This window comes from Kiloniella sp. (assembly GCF_048270245.1).
In the GTDB taxonomy this organism is placed as follows: Bacteria; Pseudomonadota; Alphaproteobacteria; order Kiloniellales; family Kiloniellaceae; genus Kiloniella.
Genome location: NZ_JBLWTH010000004.1, coordinates 400,603 through 423,891, shown reverse-complemented (window position 1 = coordinate 423,891; position 23,289 = coordinate 400,603). Strand labels below are relative to the sequence as shown.

The window sequence follows — 23,289 nt, the reverse complement described above, 5'->3', positions numbered from 1 at the left end:
CCCCCCGGGGAGCATTCGTAATTCTGGCGCATATCTGTATTATCATCATCATCTTATTTGATATGTGCCCAACGTGTCGTCGAATTCATAGAATACTGTGGTATATAATGCCGATATTTTGTGTGTGTTAGTATCAGATTCGACAAACTGTCCAATATAAGAATATCGTTCTTTTCGTATATTGCCAGCACTGCGTGCCCAATACCACGGATACTGTCTTTTAAAATAACAATACGCATTTCATTGTCTCTGAAACCCAGCTGTTTCAAAGCATAAAACTTGGCAATGGAATAGTCTTCACAATCGCCGGATGTGCGCATAAATTGATTGGGTGACGCCCAATATTCGCTAACGCCGTAAACTTCGCTATCCAGTTTATAGGGCCAACGATTGAAGAACTTGTTTACGGTATCAAGTTTTTGACGCCGTGACATGCTTTTGGCGGATTGAATAATTTTCCGCCACGATTTCTGTTGCGATGTTTTGCAGCTGGCTGCGTTGTTTGCGCACGCGTTTAATAGTTTAATTTCTGCTTTTGATTTTTTTAGAACTCGTGCCCATTGCGGCAAGGCCTTGAAAGACTTAGATCGGAACTCAACCGTTCTGAAAAGCGCAGTTCCTTTGCCTTTGGCGGCTTTCGCCAGATCACCAAGTGATTGGGCATGCGCGGTCTCTATTGGCATTGTGTTCACAAGCACAGAAGCCAAGGCAGTGATAAAGACAGCCTTTTTAATAATTTGTAACGGCTTTAAATGGGTCAAGAGCTGCGTCGCGTTCGCCAAAAATAGTAAAAGTATGCAGCTTCTAAAATGACAAAGAACCGCTTAAAAGAGTCTTAATTTTTGCGGTGTGTATGATCTTAATTTGTCCCGTACACGTTGTGTCGATGGTGGGCTGTGTATTGAAAGCCCACCATAACAAATTTTAGATAAAGGCTTACTTTTCTCTCAGCGCGGAATCCCGTGCTTTCAGGATTGGTTTAAGCAAGTAATCCATCACAGTTTTCTTACCTGTTAGGATTTCAACATTTGCTGTCATCCCGGGAATAATTTCAAGCTCGTTGCCTTTGCTGATAATCTTGTTGTCTTCGGTACGAAGATAGACGCGATAGAAGCTCTCGCCTTCTTCATCTTTGATTGTACTGGCAGATATACGTTCCAGCTTACCTTCTAGGCCGCCGTAGATAGAGAAGTCATAGGCAGTAACCTTAATCGTTGCTTTTTGCCCGGAACGAAGGAAAGCACGGTCCGAAGGTCTGATTTGTGCTTCGACCAATAGAGTATCATCAAGCGGCACAATTTCGACGATGTCTTCACCTGGGCGAATAACGCCGCCTACAGTATTACGTTTAAGTTCTTTGATTGTTCCGCGTACAGGGGATCTGATATCTGTTCGCTGGACAGTATCAACACCTGCCGCAACCCGTTCGCTTAATGATTTCATCTCGGCACGTGACCTGTTCAGCTCGTCAGAGACTTCGGCCTTTGTGGTCAGGATCATTTCATCGATGCGTTGTTTTGCTTCCAGTGTCGCGCCTTCAAGACGTGGCAAGCTTGTCCGAAGGGTTTTGATTTCACCTTCGAGATCTGCGACCTGCCGGTCGATGCGAATAAGTTCTAGCCTTGGTGAGATACCTTTATCAACAAGTGGCTTTGTAATGTTACGTTCTTCGCGTGCTAAAGCCAATGAATTGCGAAGTTGCCCTATACGGCTACGAACTTCGGCAACTTCTTGACGACGCTGGCGGGACTGGTTTTCCAGAACCTTGATCTGCGCATCTTGCTGGAGCTTACGTGCATTAAAGAGCGAGGTTTGATCTGCAACCTGATCCGGTGCGTTCTCTATCTCCGCTTCTGTGTATTCAAGCGGCGTGTCGTTTAACTCTGCTGTAAGTCTTTTGACAGTTGCAGACAGAATTTTTAACTGCTCATTAGAATCTTTCACATTGGACGTTGCCTGTGAGTTGTCAATCCGAAGCAGGATGTCCCCTTTTTCGACTATATCCCCTTCCTGAACCATCAGTTCGGTAATGATACCGCCTTCGAGGTTCTGGATAATCTGGGTTTTTTGCGCTGGAATAAATGTGCCTTCACCACGCGTGACTTCGTCAAGTTCAGCCATACTTGCCCATGTTCCGAAGATTACGAAAAACAGAAAGGCAGTGAAAGTGAGTGTGTAGGCAATACGGCGTCCCTTGCGCATGGTTGCCGCGTGCAGATCCGGAGCAAATAGTAGATCTTCGTCCTTTTTAGACATGGAAGACATGATGGCCTTTATCCTTGTGTCTTATTTTTTATCTGATGGTTCTCAGCTAGCTTTTAATCGTCAGAAATTTATCCGGCGCTGGCTCGGATTTGTCCCTGTTTCAAGGCCTCAAGAACCTCAGCCTTTGGTCCGTCAGCGACGATGCGGCCGCTGTCAACAATAACCAGACGATCAACAAGCGTTAGCAGTGAACTACGGTGCGTTACGAGTACGAGTGTTTTGCCAACAACAGCGGATGTAAGACGTTGCTTGAAAGCCGCCTCGGATGAGTTATCCATACCGCTAGTAGGCTCATCCATTAACAGGATTGGCGGATCAAGAAGTAATGATCTTGCAATAACAACCGCTTGTCTTTGCCCTCCTGAAAGGGACATGCCGCGTTCACCAACTTGAAGGTCAAATCCATGAGGATGCGTTTTCAGGAAGTCTGTAACACCAGCAAGAGATGCGGCACGAAGAATTGTCTGGTCATCTACATGCGGGGCACCGAAAGAGATATTTTCTTTTACAGAACCAAAGAAAAGATAGTTATCTTGTGAAACGTAACCGATGTTTCTACGTAGATCAGCTGGATCAATCTGGCGAATATCTGTGCCATCTGCAAGAACTGACCCTTCAGCCGGGTCGTATAGTCCGAGAGTAAGTCGAGCGATTGTCGATTTCCCCGAACCAATCCGCCCGAGAATACCGACACGCTCGCCTGGTTTGATTTTCAGGCTGACATTATCCAGTGCTTTTATTTCTTGCCCAGGATAGTTGAAGGTCACTTTTTTGAGCTCTATTTCCCCACTTAGACGTGGGCGATGTAGATAAGTTTTATCTGCTGAGCGTTCAACTTCAGAGCTCATAATGTTATCAAGTGACTTCAACGCAACACGGGATTGTTGTAATCTTGTCAGCATGCCAGCAATGGTGCCAAGAGGGGCCAATGCTCGGCCGGTCAACATACTAGATGCAACCAAAGCACCCATTGTCATTTCTTTTTCAATGATCAGAAAAACACCGACGATTACGACAACAACAGTTGTCATCTGAATGGAAAGTTGGGCAAAGGTTGTTGAAATACCCGACAAGAGTTTGGCTTTACCTGCTGAATCCGCAGTCAAACCAACAAAACGTTCCCATGATCGCTGAATACGGCCTTCGGCGGCTGTCGTCTTGATGGTCTCAAGGCCATCAATTGTTTCGACTAATAAAGCGTGCTTTTGGCTGGATTCCTTGTGGGTTTTTTCAATAACCTTTCGCAGTGGAATTTGAAGAAACACGCCAACCAGAATAACCAAAGGTACAACAATCAATGGTATGATCGCAACCTGGGGTGCCGCGACAATGGAGATAATCCAGATGAAAAGGAAGATAAAAGGTAGGTCGATAAGAGCAACCAAAGTTCCGGACGTAAAAAAGTCCCGGAGTGATTCAAATTCCCGAAGATTGTTGGCCATAGCCCCGGTGGAAGGGGGCTTGTTGGACAGTTTCATAGCCATTAATTGTTCGAGTAATCGGCTGGCAATGATGACATCTGCATTTTTTCCTGCGACGTCAACCAGATAAGTTCGCAGGTTCTTCATGATAAATTCAAACAAGAAGACTGTGGTGACACCAATGGCTAGCACAACCAGTGTCGCGCTTGCTCCGTTCGGTACAACGCGGTCATAGACGTTCATGACAAACAGAGGACTGGCAATGGCAAAGAGGTTGATCAAAATCGATGCCAACATGACATGACTGTAAATTGGCCAGAATTTGAGGAGCGTTCCCCAGAACCAGGCTTTTGGTTTTTTTAACTGAATATCAGATGCGCGAGAATCAAACTTGTATTCTGTTCGTGCGAATATGGCATAGCCTGTGTACTGTTCTTGCAACTCGGCTACTGTAATTTCCCTTTGTCCACGGCCTTCAGGGATAGCGATATTTGCCTTACCTGATTTTGTATAGTTGAGAAGAATACAGGCGCCACCTTGTTTAAGGAGGACGACACAAGGAAGAGTAACGGGCTGAATATCTTCGATCTTTGCTCGACGTACGGTGCGTGCGGTCAGGCCGGCGCGTTCCGCAGCTCTAACAGCCAGATCTGGCGTGAAATGCGCATCGCTATGAGGAAGGCCTGCTTTTAATGCTTCGACCGAAATAGGTCTTTGCATCATTGAAGCAAGCATGTGTACGCATTCCAAAAGTGGATCTTCGAAATTTACCGATCCGGGATCAACCTGCCACTCTTCTTTTGGCGGTACGCCATCTTCAATCACGTCCGTAGGTTTAAGAGCTTCTTTTTTCTGCTCTTTCGTCTTTTGGTCTTTTGCGGAACCCTTTTTAGTGCTTTTGGGTTTGCTCGCCGTATTATCAGAACTCATTCTATCCCCGTTTCCCCCGAAAAACAGAATCCACAACCCTAAGGGAGTTTAGGGCCTTGGCTTAAATTTGTTTGTTCTATCTGTTAACCTTATTTTCAGTGCATAGATTGCCTGTTTAAGGTTAACGAATAGTTGAGTAAGACCGCCTGGTTCTCTATTTTTAAGCAAAATAATCTTAAATATTTCAAGAATTAAGCGATAATACAAAATAATATAGAGGCTTCATAGCATACTTCGTAGATAAGACCAAAGAATGACGAGCAGTAAAAAGTACGTAGAAATACGAACCCAAAAAGCCAGTGGTACGGGGCTGCTGATTTGGTTGAAGCATTTCTAGACAGATAGCTGGAAAGCGTTTGGTTACTGTGCGGTTGCTTCTTTCAAAAAGGAGAGCAGGTCTTCTATCTGTGTTTCTTTCTTTAAACCGGAAAATCCCATTTTAGTCCCCGGGACAAATGCTCTTGGTTTCTTTAAAAATAATGCCAAGTTTTCCTCTGTCCAAGTGAGCCCGGAGGCTGTCATAGCAGGAGAGTACTTATACCTTTCGACGCTTGCTGCAGGACGACCGAATAACCCTGCCAAATCGGGGCCGATTTTGTTCTTTCCAATGGTATGACAGGCTTTGCATTTGTTAAAAACCTTCTTACCCGCAACAGTATCCCCTGCTGATACCTGCCCCGTGAAAAGGGCGGAGGCTGTTGCTAAGACAATGGCGAGAGCTTTAAAGCTATTATGTAAAGATTTTGGCAAAGAATATTCTCCCCTGTTTAAAACGGGTTCATTTGAAGTCGAAAACCTGTTTTATTTATTGTTTTTAAGGTCCATGAGCATATTACGCTTAGGCATGGAGGGTATCATGCAGGGGAAGTTTTAACTTGTCTCTATAGTCTCGCGAACTCGTGATAGAGCGAGAGCAATTGTTATAATTAGCATAAACAAAAACCCAGGCAATTAAGGCCCGGGTTTTCTAATGTAGTTTAGCTGTACCGTTTAGCTGTTTTCTTTTAGATAAGCGATAAGGTCTTCAATCTGTTTGTCTTTCTTCAAACCGCCAAAAGACATTTTTGTTTTAGGAACGAATTTTTTAGGTTTTTTGAAAAACTCGGCCAGATTTTCTTCGGTCCATGTGATGCCAGCTGCACTCATGGCTTTCGAGTATTTGTATCCTTCAGAAGAAGCTGCGGCTTTTCCGACGATCCCATGAAGATTTGGACCAATTTTATTTTTCCCACCTGCGTCAATGGTGTGACAGGCTTTGCATTTCTTGAAGACTTTTTTACCCGCAGCGGCATCGCCAGCTTGGGCGGCGCTAAGGCTAAGGCCTAATCCAATAACGAGGCCCATGGCCATGGTGGCGATTTTTGCCATAATTACTCTCTCCTGAATTGTATATGTTGTTTAGTTCTACTGGTTAAAAACCATGTCAGTAATAACTTAGTGAACCTTAAACATTAAATAATCTTTAGTTAGCTATCTTTGTGCAACTTATACCAATAGATCTGTTTAAGAATTGATTATGCTCAATTTATCCTGCTTATGAGCTTTTTTCACCTTAATTTTGTTAGTGCGTGCGGTAATGTCGCAGTTTTATGCAAGGCGATTAATGGCGTCTTCAAGTTCTATGAAAGCATCTATGATTTCATCAGGGTTCTGTGCTTTCGCTGCCTCAGTCCCGTAGCCATGGGTGAAAAGAATAGATGGTATCCCTGCATTTTTTGCGACAAGAACGTCATTAACGCCATCGCCAATCATAATCGCTTGCGCTGTACTTACACCTGATTCGTCCAAAAGGTTTAGGACATGGGCGGGGTCTGGTTTTTTTACGGGGTAGCTATCACCGCCGACAGCTTTATCGAAAATATTATGAAGATTGAATTCATTCATGATCTCAATAGTTGGCGCAATGGGTTTATTGGTACAGATCAAAAGCTTCCAACCTTGTGCTTTTAGGCTTTTGAGAACCGTTCGGCAGTTATCGTAAAGATGAGTTTCGACAATCAGATTTTCTGAATATATCTCAAGGAATTTTTTAACTTTCTCTTTGAGTTCGTGTTCTGAAAGTGCTGACCCTGTTGCAGCGTACCCGCGTTCGACTAGTTTTGTCGCGCCATCACCGATCATTGACCTTACTTCCATTAGGTCCGGTTCTCTGCGTCCCTCACTCTTTAATAGAATTTGTAAGGATAATGCGAGATCCGGTGCACTTTCAATAAGAGTACCATCGAGATCGAAAACAAGTACATTGCGTTTGGTCATGAAGATTAGGCTTACTTTGGTTGTTGGATTGGTTAACAAGCTGGGCATTGTAATGTGAAAGCTAAACTGAGCTAATCTCTACCGCAACCGTTGTAAATAAATACTAACTGGTTTTGTGACGTGTAATAAATCGAAACATTGTGTAACACACAGAAATAAATGGTGATTTGAGCTGTAATTTCTTTTATGCCAGCTTTTGTACGCTATATTTTACCTGCTTTTGTCGGAACGACACGTTCTAATGGTTGATCCGAAGAGAAGCAGGGGGTAAGCACTGTGGAAGCATTTAACGAACTGTGATCCTTAGGATCCCCGAGATTAATGAATACCAGAGATCGATGACTGAACGTAAACTCGCTGTGATTGTGTTGGCTGCTGGCCAAGGCACCCGAATGAAATCAGATATGCCAAAGGTTCTACACCGTTTGGCCGAAAAACCAATGCTATCGCATGTTCTAGACGGTGTTGAAACACTTTCCCCTGATCGGGTAGTCGTTGTCGTTGGTCCTGATGCTCAGGCCGTTGAAAAAGCAGCTGAACCACATGAGATCGTTGTTCAGGTTGATCGTCTGGGAACGGGGCATGCTGTAAAACAGGCCTTTGAAGCGCTGGGTGGGTTCTTTGATCCCGATGACCAGGCGGACATTATGGTGATTTTTGGGGATACACCGTTGATCCGGCCTGAAACCTATCAAGCTATGCGGACGCAAAGGTGTGCGGTAAACGGGCCAAAGCTTATTGGCCTTGCTTTCCGTCCTAAAGAAGCCGGTCGCTATGGTCGGGTTAAGCAAGATAGTGACGGCCGTGTTATTGGCATCATTGAGCACGCAGATGCAACCGATGAAGAACGTGCGATTGATCTTTGCAATGCTGGGATTTTGCTAGGGGATGGCCCAACAGTACATCGCTTGATCAATCAGCTGGATAACAATAATGCCCAAGGGGAATATTATCTTCCGGTGATTTTCGATTTCGCCTACGCAGAAGGTCTGGATACCCGTGCGGTTGAGGCAAGTGAAGAAGAAGTTATGGGGGTTAATTCCCGTCAGGAGTTGGCGGTTGCTGAACGCATTTTGCAACAGCGTTTGCGTGCGGCGGCAATGGCTCAGGGTGTTACTTTGATAGACCCTGATACGACATGGCTTTCAACAGATACACAATTTGGTCGTGATATTATTATCGAACCTTCTGTTTTTATTGGTCCCAAAGTTTCTATTGCTGATAACAGCCATATCAAAGCTTTCTGTCATCTGGAAGGTGCTGTCATTGGTGAGGGTGCTGCCATCGGTCCTTATGCCAGATTACGCCCGGGTACAGTAATTGGAAAGAGCGGCAAGGTTGGTAACTTTGTTGAGACTAAAAATGCTATTCTTGGTGAAGGTGCCAAGGCTAATCACCTGAGCTATATTGGTGATGCCGAAGTTGGCGCAAAAGCCAACATTGGCGCGGGAACCATTACCTGTAATTACGATGGGTTCAATAAATGGAAAACCTCTATTGGTGAAGGCGCATTTATTGGGTCAAACACCGCGCTGGTTGCCCCTGTTGATGTTGGTGCCAGGGCGATTGTCGGTGCAGGCTCTACAATCACAAAATCGGTTGCTGACGATGCACTAGCCGTGGTCAGGGGACGTTTGATTGACAAGGCTGGTGCTGGGGCGAGTTTCCGTGCTAGTCGCAAGAAGATTAAAGAAGAGAAAAAAGGCTAAGATATTATGTGTGGCATTATTGGTATTATCGGTACAAAGCCTGTTGTTCCTCTCTTATTGGATGGTTTGAAGCGGTTGGAATATCGTGGGTATGATTCCGCGGGGATTGCCACACTGGTTGATGGTGGTCTGCAAAGACGGCGCGCGCAAGGCAAGCTCGTTAATCTGCAAAACCGTGTCGAAGAAGACCCCATTACCGGTATGACAGGAATTGGTCATACTCGCTGGGCAACACATGGTCGTCCCAATGAGGTAAATGCCCACCCGCATGCCAGTGACAAGGTATCGCTAGTCCATAATGGTATTATCGAAAATTTTCAGGAACTACGTGCCGAGCTGGATGCCAAAGGACAAGCATTTCAGACCGAAACTGATACCGAAGTTGTCGTGCATCTGATCACACATTATTTGAATGATGGCCTGTCACCTGAAGAGTCCGTTCATACGACTCTCAAGCGCTTGGAAGGCGCTTTTGCTCTGGCAATTGTCTTTGCGGGTCGGGAAGATCTTATGATCGGCGCACGCCGTGGCAGTCCACTTGCCGTTGGGTATGGTGATGGCGAGATGTATTTGGGATCTGATGCTCTTTCTCTTTCGCATCTGACGGATCAAATTTGTTATCTGGAAGAAGGGGATTGGGTTGTTCTGGATAACAATGGCGCGACGATCAGAGATCTTGCTGGAAACCTTTTGAACCGTGAAGTCGTTCAAACTGCTGTGTCCGGTGCGATGATTGGCAAAGGCCAATACCGTCATTTCATGCAAAAAGAAATCTATGAACAGCCTGCAGTTGTCGGTGATACGCTTCATACGTTTTTTAATCCGCTGGCCCGTTCTATTCAGCTCCCTGACTTTCCGTTTGATCTCGCCAATATTTCCCGTCTGACCATCGTCGGGTGCGGCACAGCATCTTTGGCGGGGATGGTGGCCAAATACTGGCTGGAACAGGAAGCCCGCCAGTTGGTCGAAGTCGATATTGCCTCTGAGTTTAGATACCGTGAAGCACCGTTGCCGGAAAATGGTGTCAGCTTGTTTATTTCGCAATCTGGAGAGACAATTGACACCTTGGCGGCACTTCGCTATGCCAAGGAACAGGGGCAAAAGATCGTCTCTGTTGTCAATGTACCTGAATCGACCATTGCCCGCGAATCAGATATGGTGCTGCCTACTTTGGCGGGGCCTGAAATTGGTGTGGCATCAACCAAGGCCTTTACCACTCAGCTTACTGTCCTTGCCTGTCTTGCCATTGGTATTGGTCGCGCCAAAGGGACGATTTCGCCGGAACGTGAAGCAGAGCTGTCTTCGGCTTTAACCGAAATTCCGTCACGGATTACTGAAATCTTGAATACGGATGAAGCTATCCGTAAAATCTCTGCTGATGTCAGTGAAGCACGGGATGTGCTCTATCTGGGGCGTGGCAATCTCTACCCCATGGCAATGGAAGGTGCATTGAAGCTCAAGGAAATCAGTTATATTCACGCCGAAGGTTACGCGGCGGGCGAAATGAAACATGGTCCCATTGCTTTGATTGATGAAAATGTCCCAGTCATCGCCTGCGCCCCAAGCGGCCCGATGATGGAAAAGACCATTTCCAACCTGCAGGAAGTTCACGCACGTGGCGGACAGATCATTCTGTTCTCTGATGAAGAGGGTGTCGCTCGAGCCGGAGGTATTGCCAAGCATAGCGTTGTCTTACCAAGGGTCGATCCTTTTGTTGCACCTATTCTTTACGCGCTTCCTATCCAACTTCTCGCATATCATACGGCTGTTCTTAAAGGTACAGATGTGGATCAGCCAAGGAACCTTGCCAAATCTGTGACTGTTGAATGATTTCATCAAGGACATGAAAAAACGCAGTGCCGTTCGGGCGGGTATTCTTTCTCCCGATATTAGGTGTTATTCCAGCTAAACCTATCGATGTTGGCGTTTAGAATTTAGGAGTAGAGCGTGTTGATTGATATCCTGCGAGCAACCCCTGAACATGCAGTTAAAGTCTCTGAAGTGTTTGATCTATACAGGCAGCACTATGGCGAATTATCTGATGTTGAGACCAGTGAAAGCTTTTTACGCGACAGGATCAAGGCAAACGAAGCGGTGATCTTTTTTGCTCAAGACTCTTCGGGGAAAGCCGTTGGTTTTGCTCTGGCATATCCTATTTTTTGTGCGGCACTTTTTAAGTGTGACTTATTTCTTGGTGACTTCTTTGTTTGCGAGGATCTCCGTGGCAGGGGAGTAGGACGCAAACTTCTTCAAGCCGTGAAAGAGCATGCCATCCAGATAAATTCCAAAGGAACTTTACTTGCAACAGAGCTGGATAATCTAAAAGCGCAGGAACTATATGAAAGCTTGGGCTTTAAACACGATACAGATCGACGTTATTATTATCTTAGTCTTTGAAGTTCCTTGAAAAGATCTCTATAAAAATGCTCTGAAACCACAAAGCTAGAGCGATAAAATGATAATAGAGATCTTGCAGGCCGATACACAGAGCATTCATAAAGTGGTGGAATGTTTTGATCTCTATCGTCAATTTTATGGGCAAGAAAGTGACCGCAAAGCTTGTGAGGCTTTTCTTTCAGAACGCCAGGCCAGCTTTGAATCCATAGTGCTTTATGCGCAGAATAAGGACGGTGATGTTCTGGGGTTTACCCAACTCTACCCGACATTTTCTTCTCTTTCCTTAAGACGAGATCTCATCCTGAATGATCTTTATGTGCACGAAAAAGCCCGAGGACAAGGCGTTGCTAAAAAGTTGTTAACTGCCGCACGGGATCATGGGAAAAAAATGAATTCCAAAGGCCTTTTGCTTGAAACTGATATTTTGAATGCAAAAGCACAGTCTCTCTATGAATCTTTTGGGTTTGAAAGAGAGACGGATCATTATTTTTATTATCTGACGATTTAGGATTCTACCTTTATAGCTCAAGAGTAACGGGTTGATGGTCTGACGCATCGGTTTGTTCATCTACACGCACATTTTTCACACAAGGCATAAGACTTTCCGTGATGAAGAAGAAGTCTCGGCAATGCGGGCCTTCGGGCCATTGTTCCGGGTCGAAGATGCCGCAAGTTGGGGCATGCTTTTTATCGTTATGGAAAGCAGGCCATGCATCAATGTAATGTTTTGATATCAGGGGAATCTCTGAATTCAAAAGGCTGTAGGTTTCTTCGCCAACGACGGCATTGAAGTCCCCGCAAATAATGCTGCGTTCCGGTCTAGGGATCGCTGCATAAGGTCCAGATGAGGGGGCAATACATTGGTAATCCAAGTTTGAAATCACTTCTTCTTGTACTTCACATAGATATCCAGCTTGAGCATAGCGTTGTTTGGTACAGTGATACTCTAAATGTGTTGTTGCTATGCGTAAGGGAGCACTTTCTAGGTTAACAACAACTTCCAATGCCTGACGTGGCATATTCTTACAGGGCTTTTCTGGTCGAGGCTGAGGTAATAGATGATTAAATACCTGAAGCACAGGAAGGCGGGAGAGAATCATATTGCCAAATTGACGCCGATTATGCTCACCAGAATATAGTCGATCGATTGCAGGTCCCCAAAAGGCACTATGATGAGGAAAAAGGTCTGACAGAATAGCGTACTGGTCAGCGCCTTGACCTTGATCTGAAGCTGGGTCAAAACGAGCCACTTCTTGCAGGCAAATGATATCGGGATCGCCCTGTGATGAAATGACTTCTGCGATCCTGTTAAGATTGATCTGGCCATCAACCCCGAGGCCACATTGTATATTCCAACTGACAATTTTTGTCATTTGATCCCCGCATGCATGAAAGACTGTACAAACTGACGCTGGAAGAGAAGAAAGGCAACAAGCAAAGGCGCAACAGCCAGAAGAGTTCCAGCGGTAATGATCGACCAGTCAACGCCTGATTCCGGTGCGCCGAAAATGGCGAGCCCGACGGTTAGCGGGCGTGTTGTTACAGAGTTCGTAATCACAAGCGGCCAAAGAAAGTTATTCCAGTGGTAACTGATGGAAACCAACCCAAAGGCGACATAGGTTGGTCGGGCGAGGGGGACATAAACTTTCCATAGAATTTGCCACAAAGAACATCCCTCAATTTTCGCGGCATCTTCTAATTCATGGGGGATCGTTTTAAAGGTTTGTCTCAGAAGAAATATGCCAAACGCACTGGCCATGTACGGTAACCCAATCGCCAGAATACTGTCCACGAGGCCAAGGTTACTCATTGTCGTGTAATTCTCTACAATCAAGACTTCTGGCATAATCATCAGCTGAATCAAGACAAGGCCAAAAGCGAGCGATTTTCCCGGAAATTCGAACCGGGCAAAAGAGTAGGCCGCGAGTGTACAGAGAAAGAATTGGACCAATAGGATAGATGTGACCAATAAAAAGGTATTGAGAAAATAGCGGGCAAAAGGGGCTTGTTCCCATGCCGTGGCAAAGTTGCTTAGGGTCAAGGGGGCAAAAAGCTCAAACCGGGTCGCGTATTCTGCAGGGTGAAAAGCAGCCCAGAGCGCGTAAACGAGCGGTAAAACCCAGAGAAAAGCCAAAAAATAGGCTGCACTGGATTCAATCGAAAATGAAAACTTTCGTCTTTGTATGTTGGCTGTCACTGGTAATGGACCTTTTTATCAAGAAAGACAAACTGCCCGATTGCAATAATCGCGAGTACACCGAGTAGAATTACCGTCAGGGTTGACGCGTAAGCTTGATCAAGGAAACTGAAAGCAACCTCATAGATGTAATAGAGTAATAATGAGCTTGCGTTATCTGGTCCGCCTTTTGTCAGGATGAACAGATGATCAACCAGTTTAAAAGAATTAATAATCGCGTTGATCAGCACAAAGAGGGTTGTGGGCATTAATAATGGAAACATAATGCGACGGAAATAATACCAACGGCTGGCACCTTCCAGACGGGCCGCTTCTTCCAGTTCGGGTGATAAGGTCTGTAAGGCGGCGAGATAAAATATCATGAAGAAACCAGCTTCTTTCCATATGGTTATCACGATGATGCATCCTAAAACGGTATCCGGATCTCCGAGCCAGTTGTGGCTTTCGACGCCAAATACAGCGGTGACTTGATCAATCAATCCTATTTCAGGGGAGTAAAAGAAAAGCCATATATTTGCGACTGCGATCATGGGCAGCATAGTTGGCAGAAAGAAGCTCATGCGTGCCAAAGATTTATACTTCAAACGACTGTTCACCCAAATGGCCATCATCAAAGCCAAGGCAATGGAAATTGGGATCGTGAACAGTGCATAAATTACGTTGTTCCAAGCGACACGCCAGAACACGTCGTCCTCTAACATAAAAGTGTAATTTTCGAGCCCCACAAACTCAGAGGGCCTGATTGCTGTGCCTTGTGAAAAGAAGCTTTTCGCTAATGTGGCAAGGGTGGGGTAATAGGTGAAAGCGAGTAGAAATAGAGCGGCAGGCAGTAATAAAAGCCAGCCATATAGCTGATGTTTTGTGGATACATGCTTCATCTATTTACACTCATACCTAATCAACAATAAATTCTAACCATAAAACAGAAAATCCCGGAGACGAATTAATCGTCTCCGGGGGCTTGGAGCCAAAGATTTAACGGTAGCGTTTTAACAGGCGATCTGCCTGTTTCTGTGCACCGCTTAATGCTTCCGTTGGTGTTTTTGATCCTGTCAACGCTGCCTGAATGGCATCATCAAGAAGTTTCCTGACGCGACCATTTTGATAAGTTGATAATTCTGCTGTTGCGAATTCCAACTGGTCACGTGCAACTGCTGCAGGTGGGAAATCAGCAACATACTTTTTCATTTCTTCTGTTTCGTAAGCCGCTGGCATTGTGGCCAGGTAACCTGTTTTCATGCTCCACTCAGCTGTCCGTTTTGGCTCGGTAAGAAAACGGATAAGCTTCATTGTGGCTTTACGTTCTTCGGCAGTCGTTTTTTCAAAGATGTAGAAGTTACCGCCACCGGTGGGTGTGCCCCGACGTTTTTGAGCAGGAAGCATGGCAACACCAAAGTCAAACTTGGCGTTCTTTTTGACAACGCTCAGGTTCCCTGTTGAATGCCACATCATGGCTGTTTTACCTTCGAGGAAGTTCTGACGGAGAGTTCCCCATTCGATTGTTCCCTCAGGCATGATGCCATGTTTTGATCCCAGGTCTTTCCAGAACTCTAGCGTTTCAATAGTTGCAGGCGCATCAAAATATGTTTCGTTGCCATCACTATTCATAAGAACTTGGCCGTTCTGCATGCTAAGCGCGCCAAACATCCAGTATGGATAACCTGTGGATGGGATCATGGCACCCCATTGACCATCTTTGGTTAGCTTTTTACCCGCAGTAACCAATTCGTCCCACGTGGCAGGCGGTGTTTCTGGATCAAGGCCTGCAGCACGGAACGCATCCTTGTTGTAGTACATGACGATTGTTGATCTCTGAAAAGGAATGCCCCAGGTTTTACCTTGGGTTTGACCATTTTCCATCAGGGTTGGATAGAAGCTTTTGAGCCATTCTTTCTCTTCTTTGGTTTCAACGATATCGTCAAAGGCAACGATAGCCCCCTGTTCGATCAGCTCGTAGGTGTCGATTGAGAACATGACAGAGGTCTGAGCAGGTTCCCCACTTTTAAGGGCCGCCAGGGCTTTAATACGCGCATCATTATAATTACCGGCATAGATTGCATTAACCTTGATATCCGGGTTTTGTGTTTCAAAGTCATCAACTAAACCATCAACAATGTTTGTTAATGGACCGCCAACGGCTACCGGATAATACATTGTAAGCTCAACCGCAGATGCGTTTGTCGCAAGCCCCAACCCTAGGGTAGTGGCGAGCGCTAGGCTTCCGGCTTTTCTTTTTAGTGTCTTCAGCATGGTGTAGTCCTCTTGTGATTGAGGAAGACCGTACTTCCGGCTTCCTTTTAGTTCCTGCTACTTGATTGTAGAAGGGGTGTGTAAGGGGGTGAAATTAGAAAGATTGAACCTTTACTTCGTCGTTACGTTTACCTGTGAATTTATCAAAAACATGCACGGCCTTTTCATGCCATTGTAATCGTGTTGATACGGGGGCTGAAATCGCGACCTTACCGGGGGTGCGTACAAGTATTTCCTGATCATTTACTTTAGCGGTAACAACAGTATCTGCGCCTAGATAATCGGCTGAAACAAGCTCTGCTTTCAGACCCTTGTTATTAGATAATGTGATGTCTTCTGGTCTGATCCCGATTAAAAATTGGTCTTTCTTTTTGGCAGATATTTTCTTGCCGATATCACATGCTGCCGGATCAATAAGGTTCATTGGCGGGGTGCCGATAAAAGCCGCAGCAAAGGTTGTTGCTGGTTTATTGTAAAGCTCTTCCGGGGTGCCTTCTTGCTCAATTTTTCCATTGCACATCAAAATGACTTTATCTGCCATACTCATCGCTTCAGCCTGATCGTGTGTGACGTAAATAACGGTCATTCCCAAACGCTGTTGAAGTGCTCTGATTTCGACACGCATTATGTGGCGAAGCTTGGCATCCAGATTAGAAAGTGGTTCATCCATCAGGCAGATTGGATTTTCAGCGATAATTGCCCGTGCCAGTGCTACGCGTTGCCTTTGCCCACCAGAAAGTTGCGCTGGTTTACGATCCAGAAGCTGTTCAAGCCCTACCTGTTGAGCTACTTTTTGCAGACGATCATTTTGAACAGGTTTTGGGGTCTTGCGTACTTTTAAGCCAAAGAGAATGTTTTCTTCTACATTAAGATGGGGGAACAGAGCGTAATTTTGGAACACCATTGAAAGGTGACGTTCAGCTGGTGATGCTGTTGTCATATCTTTCCCATTGATAACAAGTTTGCCTCGGCTGATTTCTTCTAGGCCCGAGATCATTCTCAGCGAGGTAGATTTCCCGCAACCAGATGGTCCCAATAGTACGGCAAAAGTTCCTTGGTCTATAGAGAAGGAAACATCATTAACAGCAGTTGTTCCTCCCCATATTTTACTTATGCCTTGTAGTTCTATCGCTGACATATCTCTCTTTTGCCTTTCAGGTTCCTGTACCCTCTATGAGAGGTGTCAGCACCAAAATATGGTGCCTGTATAGGGGTGAATTATGTAACTATTGTGTACATAAAATTACATGAATGTAAATATTCTTACATTAGGGGTGTGAAAGCCAAATCCCGTTGTGATAAAACTTGGTTAACTAGGGCACAGGTTATTTGGCGGCGACAAAAAGTTTTGTTCCTGCTTTATCTAGTGCTTCAACGATTGGTTTTGGCGGGAGTGTGTCTGTAAAAATACCATCAACCTCTGCGGCATTGGCAAATGGCATCATGGCATCTGCGTTAAATTTCGAATGATCAGCAGCGGCAAATTTATGGCGTGAAATGGCTAAGGCAGCTCTGGATGCCTGTGCGTCACGATAGTCGTAATCCAAAAGCTGTCCGTCGTTTGTGATGGTGCCAATGCCGAAAATACCATACCCAACTCTAAAGCTTTTAAGGAAGTCGGTTGTCGTTTCCCCCGCTATGGCGCGGTCTTTATTGCGAACAAGTCCCCCTGGTAAGATAATTTCGAAGTCCGTTTTTTCGCAAAGTATTGAAACAACACCAATGTGATTTGTAAGTATTCTGAGGCCTTCGTGATAAACTAGTGCTTCAGCAACGGCTTCCATGGTAGTGCCAATATCAATGAAAAGCGAAGACCCATTCGGGATCTGCTTCGCAATTTCTCGACCAATTGCTGCTTTTTCCTGTGCGTTTCTGACTTTACGGTTGGGATAAGCTAGGCCATCTATTCCTGCAGGTAATCCTGCGCCGCCAAAATGACGCTGGAGCAGGTTTTTTTCGCTTAAATAGATGATGTCACGGCGAATAGTCTGCTGAGAAACTCGAAATTTTTCGGCGAGCATTTCCAAGGACGCAAATCCACGCTCACGAACAAGGTCGATGATTTGGTCCTGACGATTGTTGATACCTATGCGCTTTTGATCAATCACGGAAATTACCTGTATTGGATAAGGGCTTATTAATTGAAATATAATTATATACGTTAATAATGTAAACTTTCTTACATTTATGTGTTTGTAAGTTTAAGTTTTATACCTTGTTTCTGATGCCTTTGATCGAAAGGCTATATCTATTAGCAGTTTTTTTATTCCTTAATAGCCTCTCAGAACTATTGAAATCAGTGTCTTAGTGCTTATATCTTCGACAGGGAATATGCTGAAGTTTAACAAACTTTATCACTCATACCCGTATCGTTTTATCCTCTTTTTTTAGCGTAATTATTTATCGAGTAATTTTGGGCTATGATTGATTTGAATAAGCTTCGTACTTTTACTGTGGTGGCGGATGAAGGTTCAATTACAAAGGCGGCGGCACGCCTTTATAGAACGCAACCTGCTATAAGTGCTCAGCTTAAGGATGTTGAAGAGGAAACAGAATTAGTACTTTTTGAACGTAAAAATTCAAAGATCTATTTGACTAAAGAAGGCACATGTCTGTTCGAATACGCACGTGAGCGTATTGATGAAATTGATGGAGTTGTGGCCTGCCTTCGTAATAATCGACAAAACCTGGATGGGACAATTCGCTTAGGAGTTTACTTCGAGCTTACCGCTTCTTTTGTTCCTGAAATTGTGCATGCATTTAAGAGGGAACACCCGAGAGTTCGTTTAGATATTATTGAGCTCGACCATGATGCTCTCGAAGCCGGGCTTTTGGGAAATGATATCGATCTTGGACTGGTTACAACTCTAAAAAAGCCTAACTTCTTTGAAACGCAGCCTTTTTATAGTTTTCAACGCCACCTTGTCGCATCACGTGAGTATTTGTCGACCGTTTCATCGACACTTACGTATGAAAATATTTTTGACCTAGAGGTTATTGCAAGCTCTAACCTCCTTTCTGATTATAAATATTGGCTTAAAATCAACCAGCAAAACCAACTCCTTAAACAGGTTGATAATATCACTAAGCTTATAACGGTAAAGGATGCTGAGGCTTTGCGCAGTTTGATAAAAAAAGGAGCTGGAATAGGTTTCTATGATGATTTTGGTGGGCAATCAAAATCAGAAGATCATGCTGTCGTACCTGTATTCCCAGAATCTAAACCGATCACGATTAATATTGAGGTTGCTCGTCGTAGAACGAGGACGCAAAATCTTCTTCAAGATGAATTTTATGATTTCCTTATTGAAAGATCAGAGATGGTCTGACCTGACCACTTCTTGCTTACGCGGGCATTTTTTGTTTGTGCTTAATGGTTGTAAACTAAGTGATGAAGAGATTCATGGCTTCTGTTCTGCTGTGAATATTTAGTTTTTTATATATTGATTTTAATTGCACTTTAACGGTGCCTTCTGATTTTTTGGTTATGTTCGCAATTTCTTTATTACTCATGCCTGTTTTCAGGAGAGTTAAGATTTGAATTTCTGTCGTTGTTAACTGTATTTCTGAAAATAAATCTCTGTCTGAATAAAGTAGGTTATCTCTATGAGAAGCATCCGTAGTAAATGCTTGATTGATTAAATTGAATAACCCGTCAATTGGCTTGTTTATGGAGTAGATGGCTTCTACTTCTATGGTATTCAAAATGTGGGCTGGGCCAGTTTTTTCATCGGTTATGAGAATTATTTTTGCAGAAGTATTCTGTTTGATTGATGCAATTCTTAATAAACAATTTTTACTAAGCGTTGCAGATATATACAAAATACAGTGCGGAAATTCCGTATAATTGTATGGAAGACGTATATCGTCACCATCGTTGATGAAAACTCTGCTTTCGGGGAAGGCAATGCCAACTTCATCTGCAATGAATTTCTTGATCATGTCGAGTTCACCAAGAATGTAAAAAGAGGTGAGGTCGCTTGTTGGAGACATAAAGGTAAACCTGTTTTGCACAAGAAGTCGTTCGAAATCAGATGAATATCTCTTTTAAAGGTTTGAAGGCTATTCCTGGTTTTATCTGACATGCTGTATGTATGATTTTTTTTAAATCTTCCAAATCAGAATTTCTTTCTGGTTTTGATAGTCGTGTTTATGGCTTTTAAAATTTTTGACGAAAATAAAAAGAGGCCCGCAAGTTGCGAACCTCTTTTCGATATTGCGTTTGATAGGTGATTTAGAAGGCGACAGAAATACCTGTTTGGAAGTTGGTGAAGTCTTCGACACCGCCTTCATAGTCCCCGATTGTTGCGCCCGCCCAAGTTGTTAGTCCTGGGGCGATTTCGTAGCCAACACCAGCGGAATAGGCAATACTTTCGTTCTCGACGCCGTTATCTTGATCAAACTCTGACCACGCAGCACCCACAGACATGCTCCACGCGCCAATACCGTATGATAACCCTGTATCAACAGTGTTGATCTCACTTGTATTTTCGGTGTCTTCATGTAACACGCCGACGGCTGCTTTAAAGCCCGCGTAACCAAGCATCAAACCACCGCCTACGGCATAATAAGTGTCGTCAGAAGATCCTTGGCTGGTGACTTCGTGGGTGGCTCCTATAAGAGCAGCATCAATGGTAAAGTCATTGAATGTGCCAGAATAATTCAGACCAGTATCAATATGGTTGTTAAAACTAGTTTCGTCGCCGCTAACGGATTGACCTGAATCACTGTCAGGGGCAAACGATAACCCGGCTTTAAAGCCATTAAATGTTGGGGTGAAATATGTGATTTTAGACGAATCAGATGAATCACTAAAATCTGCGGCGGTACGCCCTAGGTTACCTTCGTTTTCAAGTGCGGACAATCCACCAGTATAGTTACCAAACATGCCGTACTGGAATCCAACTGAAGAGCCTGAAACCATCATCCGATCACCCGCTGAATCTTGATCGCCAAGTTCAACGCGTCCGAAATCACCTTCGATAAAGATATGGTTTTCATCGGTGTTGTTTGTGTTATTTTGATCTGCTTCTAACTGAATGTGAAGGCCATAGGTTAGGCCATTATCACTGGTTTGAGAGGCATTTAAATGAATCTCAGAATTGGTGTTAAAATCAAGGCCTTTATTGGTGTCTCCACCAGCGACATCTCCATCAACGCCTGTCGACGAAACGTTAAAATCTGTATAAGCAGACCATTCAATTTGCGTATCTGCTGCAGACGCAGATGCGGCATAGGAAAAACCTGCAGCAAGCGCGGTACTCGCCAGGAAAATTTTTTTCATTTATTTAGATCTCCATAGTAAAGCTGAACTTTGAGGAACATTGCGCATTTTTCTAAATTGCTTACGAGATCTAGCAATGATCTTTCTGCTTCAGCAATACCTCATCAGGGGTATTGAAATTCAAAAAATAATAATTATGCCCATAAATATGTGAATTTGTGTTTAAGGTAATATCGTTATTTTAATTTCAGTATTATCAATAGCTTACATCCACGTAAAATTTACAATACTTTGGTGTTTTTGTGTTGAGTTGGGCTTGGATTTAATAGTTTTTCCGTAACCCAGGTGGTCGAGATAATTGGCTCTTGAACTGTGATCTATGCTTGTTTAGCGTTCAAGCTACTCAATTCTCTAGATGCCTAGTTGTCTGCGTCGCCAACCTTATATTTGTTTAGGATACCCACAATGTCTCTTTCTTTACGAGATAAGTCTCTTTTTCAACAACAGGCCTTTGTTGGGGGTAAATGGGTTGATGCAGATTCTGGCAGAACGGTTCCTGTATATGATCCGGCTACAGGAAATGAATTGGGGCAAATGCCTTGGATGGGGGCAGGGGAAACACGTAGAGCAATCGAAAGCGCGGAAGAGGCCCTTGTTGGCTGGAAGGCAACAACAGCAAAAGAACGCGCTTCTGTTTTGCGGCGATGGCATGATCTGATGTTAGAGCACCAAGAGGATCTGGCTCAGATTATGACGGCTGAACAGGGAAAGCCACTGGACGAAGCAAGAGGAGAAATTAGATCCTCTGCCGGTTATATTGAATGGTTCGCAGAAGAAGCGAAGCGGGTGTACGGCGAAACAATTCCTGCTGGACGACAAGATCAACAGCTTTTGACAATCCGACAGGCAATCGGCGTTGTTGCTGCAATAACACCCTGGAATTTTCCGGCGCAAATGATTGCGCGTAAGTGTTCCCCTGCCTTGGCTGCAGGTTGTACTGTTGTTGTGAAGCCAGCACCTCAGACACCCTATTCGGCTCTTGCTTTGGCTGTCCTAGCCCAGAGAGCCGGATTACCGGATGGTGTCTTTAATATTGTGACGGGCAAGGCTGGAGAAATTGGGGATGAAATGACGTCCCATCATGCGGTTCGTAAGCTTTCTTTTACCGGATCAACTGTTGTCGGTAAGGTTCTGATGGAAAAGTGCGCTTTGACGGTAAAACAGGTTTCTATGGAACTTGGCGGGAATGCCCCCTTTATTGTTTTCGACGATGCCAATCTTGATCTTGCGGTAAAGCACTTGCTGGCAAGTAAGTTTCGCAATGCAGGTCAAACCTGTGTTTGTGCCAATCGGATCATGGTCCAAAAAGGTGTCTATGATACTTTTGCCGAGAAATTGGCAAAGTCTGTAAAGGAGATAAAAGTCGGCGCTGGTCAAGAGAAAGGCGTAGAGTTAGGTCCGCTAATTGATGACCGCGCGATTGATAAGGTTGATGGTCTGGTCCGTGATGCCTTGTCCAAAGGGGCGGAAGCTCTAGTCGGGGGAATGTCGTTGTCCCTTGGTGATCAATTTTATGCCCCAACGGTGTTGACGGGCGTTACTGAAAATATGCAGGTTTTTCACAAAGAGATCTTTGGTCCGATTGCGCCGCTCTATTGTTTTGAGAAAGAAGACGAGGCCATTAAATTGGCGAATGCGACACGCTATGGCTTGGCGGCTTATTTCTTTTCCCGTGATGTTGGTCGGGTGTGGCGTGTGTCCGAAGCTTTGGAGTTCGGTATGATCGGAGCTAATTCAGGAACACTATCTTCCGAAGCAACACCTTTTGGCGGGATTAAGGAATCTGGAATTGGTCGTGAAGGAGGACAATACGGGATTCAGGAATATCTTGAAATTAAATATATTAACATGGGGTTAGAGGGCTAATTTAAAAAAATCCTTTTACCAATGAATAAAGTTTGCTCTTTCGTGTTTTATAATTGGGATAAACAAATTTAAGGTTTTTATAATGTTAAAAAATACAGTCAATTTTCTATTTGCTTTGGCTCTTGTGTTCTTGCCTTTGAAAGCGATGGCTAATGATTGGCAACTTGATAATGACAGTTCGCGATTAAGCTTTGGCTCTATCAAGAAAACATCTGTTGGAGAGAGCCATTATTTTTCTAATCTAAAGGGAAGTGTGAACGCTGCAGGTAAGGCACAAATTCAAGTTGAGCTGAGTTCTGTACAGACTGGCATTGATATTCGAGATGAACGCTTAAAAGAACATGTCTTTAAAATAGCTTCGTGGCCACAAGCAACACTTACGATGGATGTGGATATTACGTCTTTAACCGCTCTGAAACCCGGGGAAATGATGGTTTTGGAAGATGTCGATACCAACGTGTCAATTGCGGGTGCAAACAGTGAAATTACAAGCTCTATTGTTGTGACACGCCTTAGCTCGACACGGATTATGGTTCAGCCTGATTTTATTGTGATGCTTGATGCCGAGGATTTCAATTTAGAAGCTGGTGTTGAGGTTTTACGTGACCTGGCGGATCTGAGTTCGGTTGCGACTGTGGTACCGGTTAGTTATCGCTTTGTGTTTGAACGCCTTAATTAAATAAGATAAATCCTATATTTTTATTCATGGTCTGT

Annotated in this window: 21 protein-coding genes; 7 read left to right on the top strand and 14 right to left on the bottom strand. The window is 44.3% G+C overall.

The annotated features are described in order from the left end of the window. Positions 1–53 precede the first annotated feature (53 nt). The 6 genes from ACN0W5_RS12250 to ACN0W5_RS12225 all read right to left on the bottom strand — a co-directional run bounded on the left by ACN0W5_RS12250 (position 54) and on the right by ACN0W5_RS12225 (position 6,872). Complete coding sequence (locus ACN0W5_RS12250; protein ID WP_417454374.1) at positions 54–761, bottom strand: transglutaminase-like cysteine peptidase; 708 nt, start codon at positions 759–761, stop codon at positions 54–56. Between the two features lie 175 nt (positions 762–936). Beyond that, positions 937–2,265, bottom strand: coding sequence for an HlyD family type I secretion periplasmic adaptor subunit (locus ACN0W5_RS12245; protein WP_417454373.1), 1,329 nt, complete (start codon positions 2,263–2,265; stop codon positions 937–939). Positions 2,266–2,333: 68 nt separating this feature from the next. Further along, positions 2,334–4,616, bottom strand: coding sequence for a type I secretion system permease/ATPase (locus tag ACN0W5_RS12240; RefSeq protein WP_417454372.1), 2,283 nt, complete (start codon positions 4,614–4,616; stop codon positions 2,334–2,336). Between the two features lie 360 nt (positions 4,617–4,976). Further along, complete coding sequence (locus ACN0W5_RS12235) at positions 4,977–5,366, bottom strand: c-type cytochrome (RefSeq protein ID WP_417454371.1); 390 nt, start codon at positions 5,364–5,366, stop codon at positions 4,977–4,979. Positions 5,367–5,606: 240 nt separating this feature from the next. After that, positions 5,607–5,984, bottom strand: a complete 378-nt coding sequence (locus ACN0W5_RS12230; RefSeq protein ID WP_417454370.1) for a c-type cytochrome — start codon at positions 5,982–5,984, stop codon at positions 5,607–5,609. A 219-nt stretch (positions 5,985–6,203) separates the two neighbouring features. Continuing rightward, the gene (locus tag ACN0W5_RS12225) at positions 6,204–6,872 is read right to left on the bottom strand and encodes an HAD-IA family hydrolase (protein ID WP_417454369.1); all 669 of its coding nucleotides are present in this window, start codon (positions 6,870–6,872) and stop codon (positions 6,204–6,206) included. Between the two features lie 338 nt (positions 6,873–7,210). Between ACN0W5_RS12225 and glmU the strand changes: the two genes are divergently transcribed. The 4 genes from glmU (at position 7,211) to ACN0W5_RS12205 (ending at position 11,486) form a co-directional block, all read left to right on the top strand. Further along, a complete protein-coding gene (gene glmU / locus ACN0W5_RS12220) occupies positions 7,211–8,581 on the top strand; it encodes a bifunctional UDP-N-acetylglucosamine diphosphorylase/glucosamine-1-phosphate N-acetyltransferase GlmU (protein WP_417454368.1) in 1,371 nt (456 codons plus the stop codon). A gap of 6 nt (positions 8,582–8,587) precedes the next feature. Beyond that, positions 8,588–10,411 (top strand): glutamine--fructose-6-phosphate transaminase (isomerizing), encoded by a 1,824-nt coding sequence (gene glmS / locus ACN0W5_RS12215; RefSeq protein ID WP_417454367.1) that lies wholly within the window; start codon positions 8,588–8,590, stop codon positions 10,409–10,411. Positions 10,412–10,528: 117 nt separating this feature from the next. Further along, complete coding sequence (locus ACN0W5_RS12210) at positions 10,529–10,978, top strand: GNAT family N-acetyltransferase (protein ID WP_417454366.1); 450 nt, start codon at positions 10,529–10,531, stop codon at positions 10,976–10,978. A 58-nt stretch (positions 10,979–11,036) separates the two neighbouring features. Beyond that, positions 11,037–11,486 (top strand): GNAT family N-acetyltransferase, encoded by a 450-nt coding sequence (locus ACN0W5_RS12205; RefSeq protein WP_417454365.1) that lies wholly within the window; start codon positions 11,037–11,039, stop codon positions 11,484–11,486. 10 nt (positions 11,487–11,496) lie between these two features. Here ACN0W5_RS12205 and ACN0W5_RS12200 read toward each other — a convergent pair whose 3' ends face one another. The 6 genes from ACN0W5_RS12200 to ACN0W5_RS12175 form a co-directional block, all read right to left on the bottom strand. After that, positions 11,497–12,351 (bottom strand): endonuclease/exonuclease/phosphatase family protein, encoded by an 855-nt coding sequence (locus ACN0W5_RS12200; RefSeq protein WP_417454364.1) that lies wholly within the window; start codon positions 12,349–12,351, stop codon positions 11,497–11,499. Further along, positions 12,348–13,175 carry a carbohydrate ABC transporter permease gene (locus tag ACN0W5_RS12195; protein WP_417454363.1) on the bottom strand — a complete coding sequence of 276 codons (828 nt, stop codon included), beginning with the start codon at positions 13,173–13,175 and terminating at the stop codon, positions 12,348–12,350. The genes ACN0W5_RS12200 and ACN0W5_RS12195 overlap by 4 nt, the downstream gene beginning before the upstream one ends. Continuing rightward, complete coding sequence (locus ACN0W5_RS12190; RefSeq protein WP_417454362.1) at positions 13,172–14,053, bottom strand: carbohydrate ABC transporter permease; 882 nt, start codon at positions 14,051–14,053, stop codon at positions 13,172–13,174. The genes ACN0W5_RS12195 and ACN0W5_RS12190 overlap by 4 nt, the downstream gene beginning before the upstream one ends. A 97-nt stretch (positions 14,054–14,150) precedes the next feature. Further along, the gene (locus tag ACN0W5_RS12185) at positions 14,151–15,425 is read right to left on the bottom strand and encodes an ABC transporter substrate-binding protein (protein WP_417454361.1); all 1,275 of its coding nucleotides are present in this window, start codon (positions 15,423–15,425) and stop codon (positions 14,151–14,153) included. A gap of 94 nt (positions 15,426–15,519) precedes the next feature. After that, complete coding sequence (locus tag ACN0W5_RS12180; protein ID WP_417454360.1) at positions 15,520–16,563, bottom strand: ABC transporter ATP-binding protein; 1,044 nt, start codon at positions 16,561–16,563, stop codon at positions 15,520–15,522. 187 nt (positions 16,564–16,750) lie between these two features. Further along, complete coding sequence (locus ACN0W5_RS12175) at positions 16,751–17,533, bottom strand: DeoR/GlpR family DNA-binding transcription regulator (RefSeq protein ID WP_417454359.1); 783 nt, start codon at positions 17,531–17,533, stop codon at positions 16,751–16,753. Positions 17,534–17,845: 312 nt separating this feature from the next. On the opposite strand from ACN0W5_RS12175, the gene ACN0W5_RS12170 reads away from it, so the two are divergent. Continuing rightward, positions 17,846–18,754 (top strand): LysR family transcriptional regulator, encoded by a 909-nt coding sequence (locus ACN0W5_RS12170; protein ID WP_417454358.1) that lies wholly within the window; start codon positions 17,846–17,848, stop codon positions 18,752–18,754. 55 nt (positions 18,755–18,809) lie between these two features. On the opposite strand, the gene ACN0W5_RS12165 is transcribed toward ACN0W5_RS12170, so the two are convergent. Both ACN0W5_RS12165 and ACN0W5_RS12160 read right to left on the bottom strand, forming a co-directional pair. Further along, a complete protein-coding gene (locus ACN0W5_RS12165) occupies positions 18,810–19,418 on the bottom strand; it encodes a helix-turn-helix transcriptional regulator (RefSeq protein WP_417454357.1) in 609 nt (202 codons plus the stop codon). Between the two features lie 241 nt (positions 19,419–19,659). Next, positions 19,660–20,709: a porin gene (locus tag ACN0W5_RS12160; RefSeq protein WP_417454356.1), complete on the bottom strand. Its 1,050-nt coding sequence runs from the start codon at positions 20,707–20,709 to the stop codon at positions 19,660–19,662. Positions 20,710–21,114: 405 nt separating this feature from the next. Here ACN0W5_RS12160 and ACN0W5_RS12155 point away from each other — a divergent pair, with 405 nt between their 5' ends. Together ACN0W5_RS12155 and ACN0W5_RS12150 are read left to right on the top strand one after the other, a co-directional pair. After that, entirely contained in the window at positions 21,115–22,575 is a 1,461-nt protein-coding gene (locus tag ACN0W5_RS12155; RefSeq protein WP_417454355.1) for an NAD-dependent succinate-semialdehyde dehydrogenase, read from the top strand. Between the two features lie 82 nt (positions 22,576–22,657). Continuing rightward, entirely contained in the window at positions 22,658–23,254 is a 597-nt protein-coding gene (locus ACN0W5_RS12150; RefSeq protein ID WP_417454354.1) for a YceI family protein, read from the top strand. The last annotated feature ends 35 nt before the right edge of the window (positions 23,255–23,289 follow it).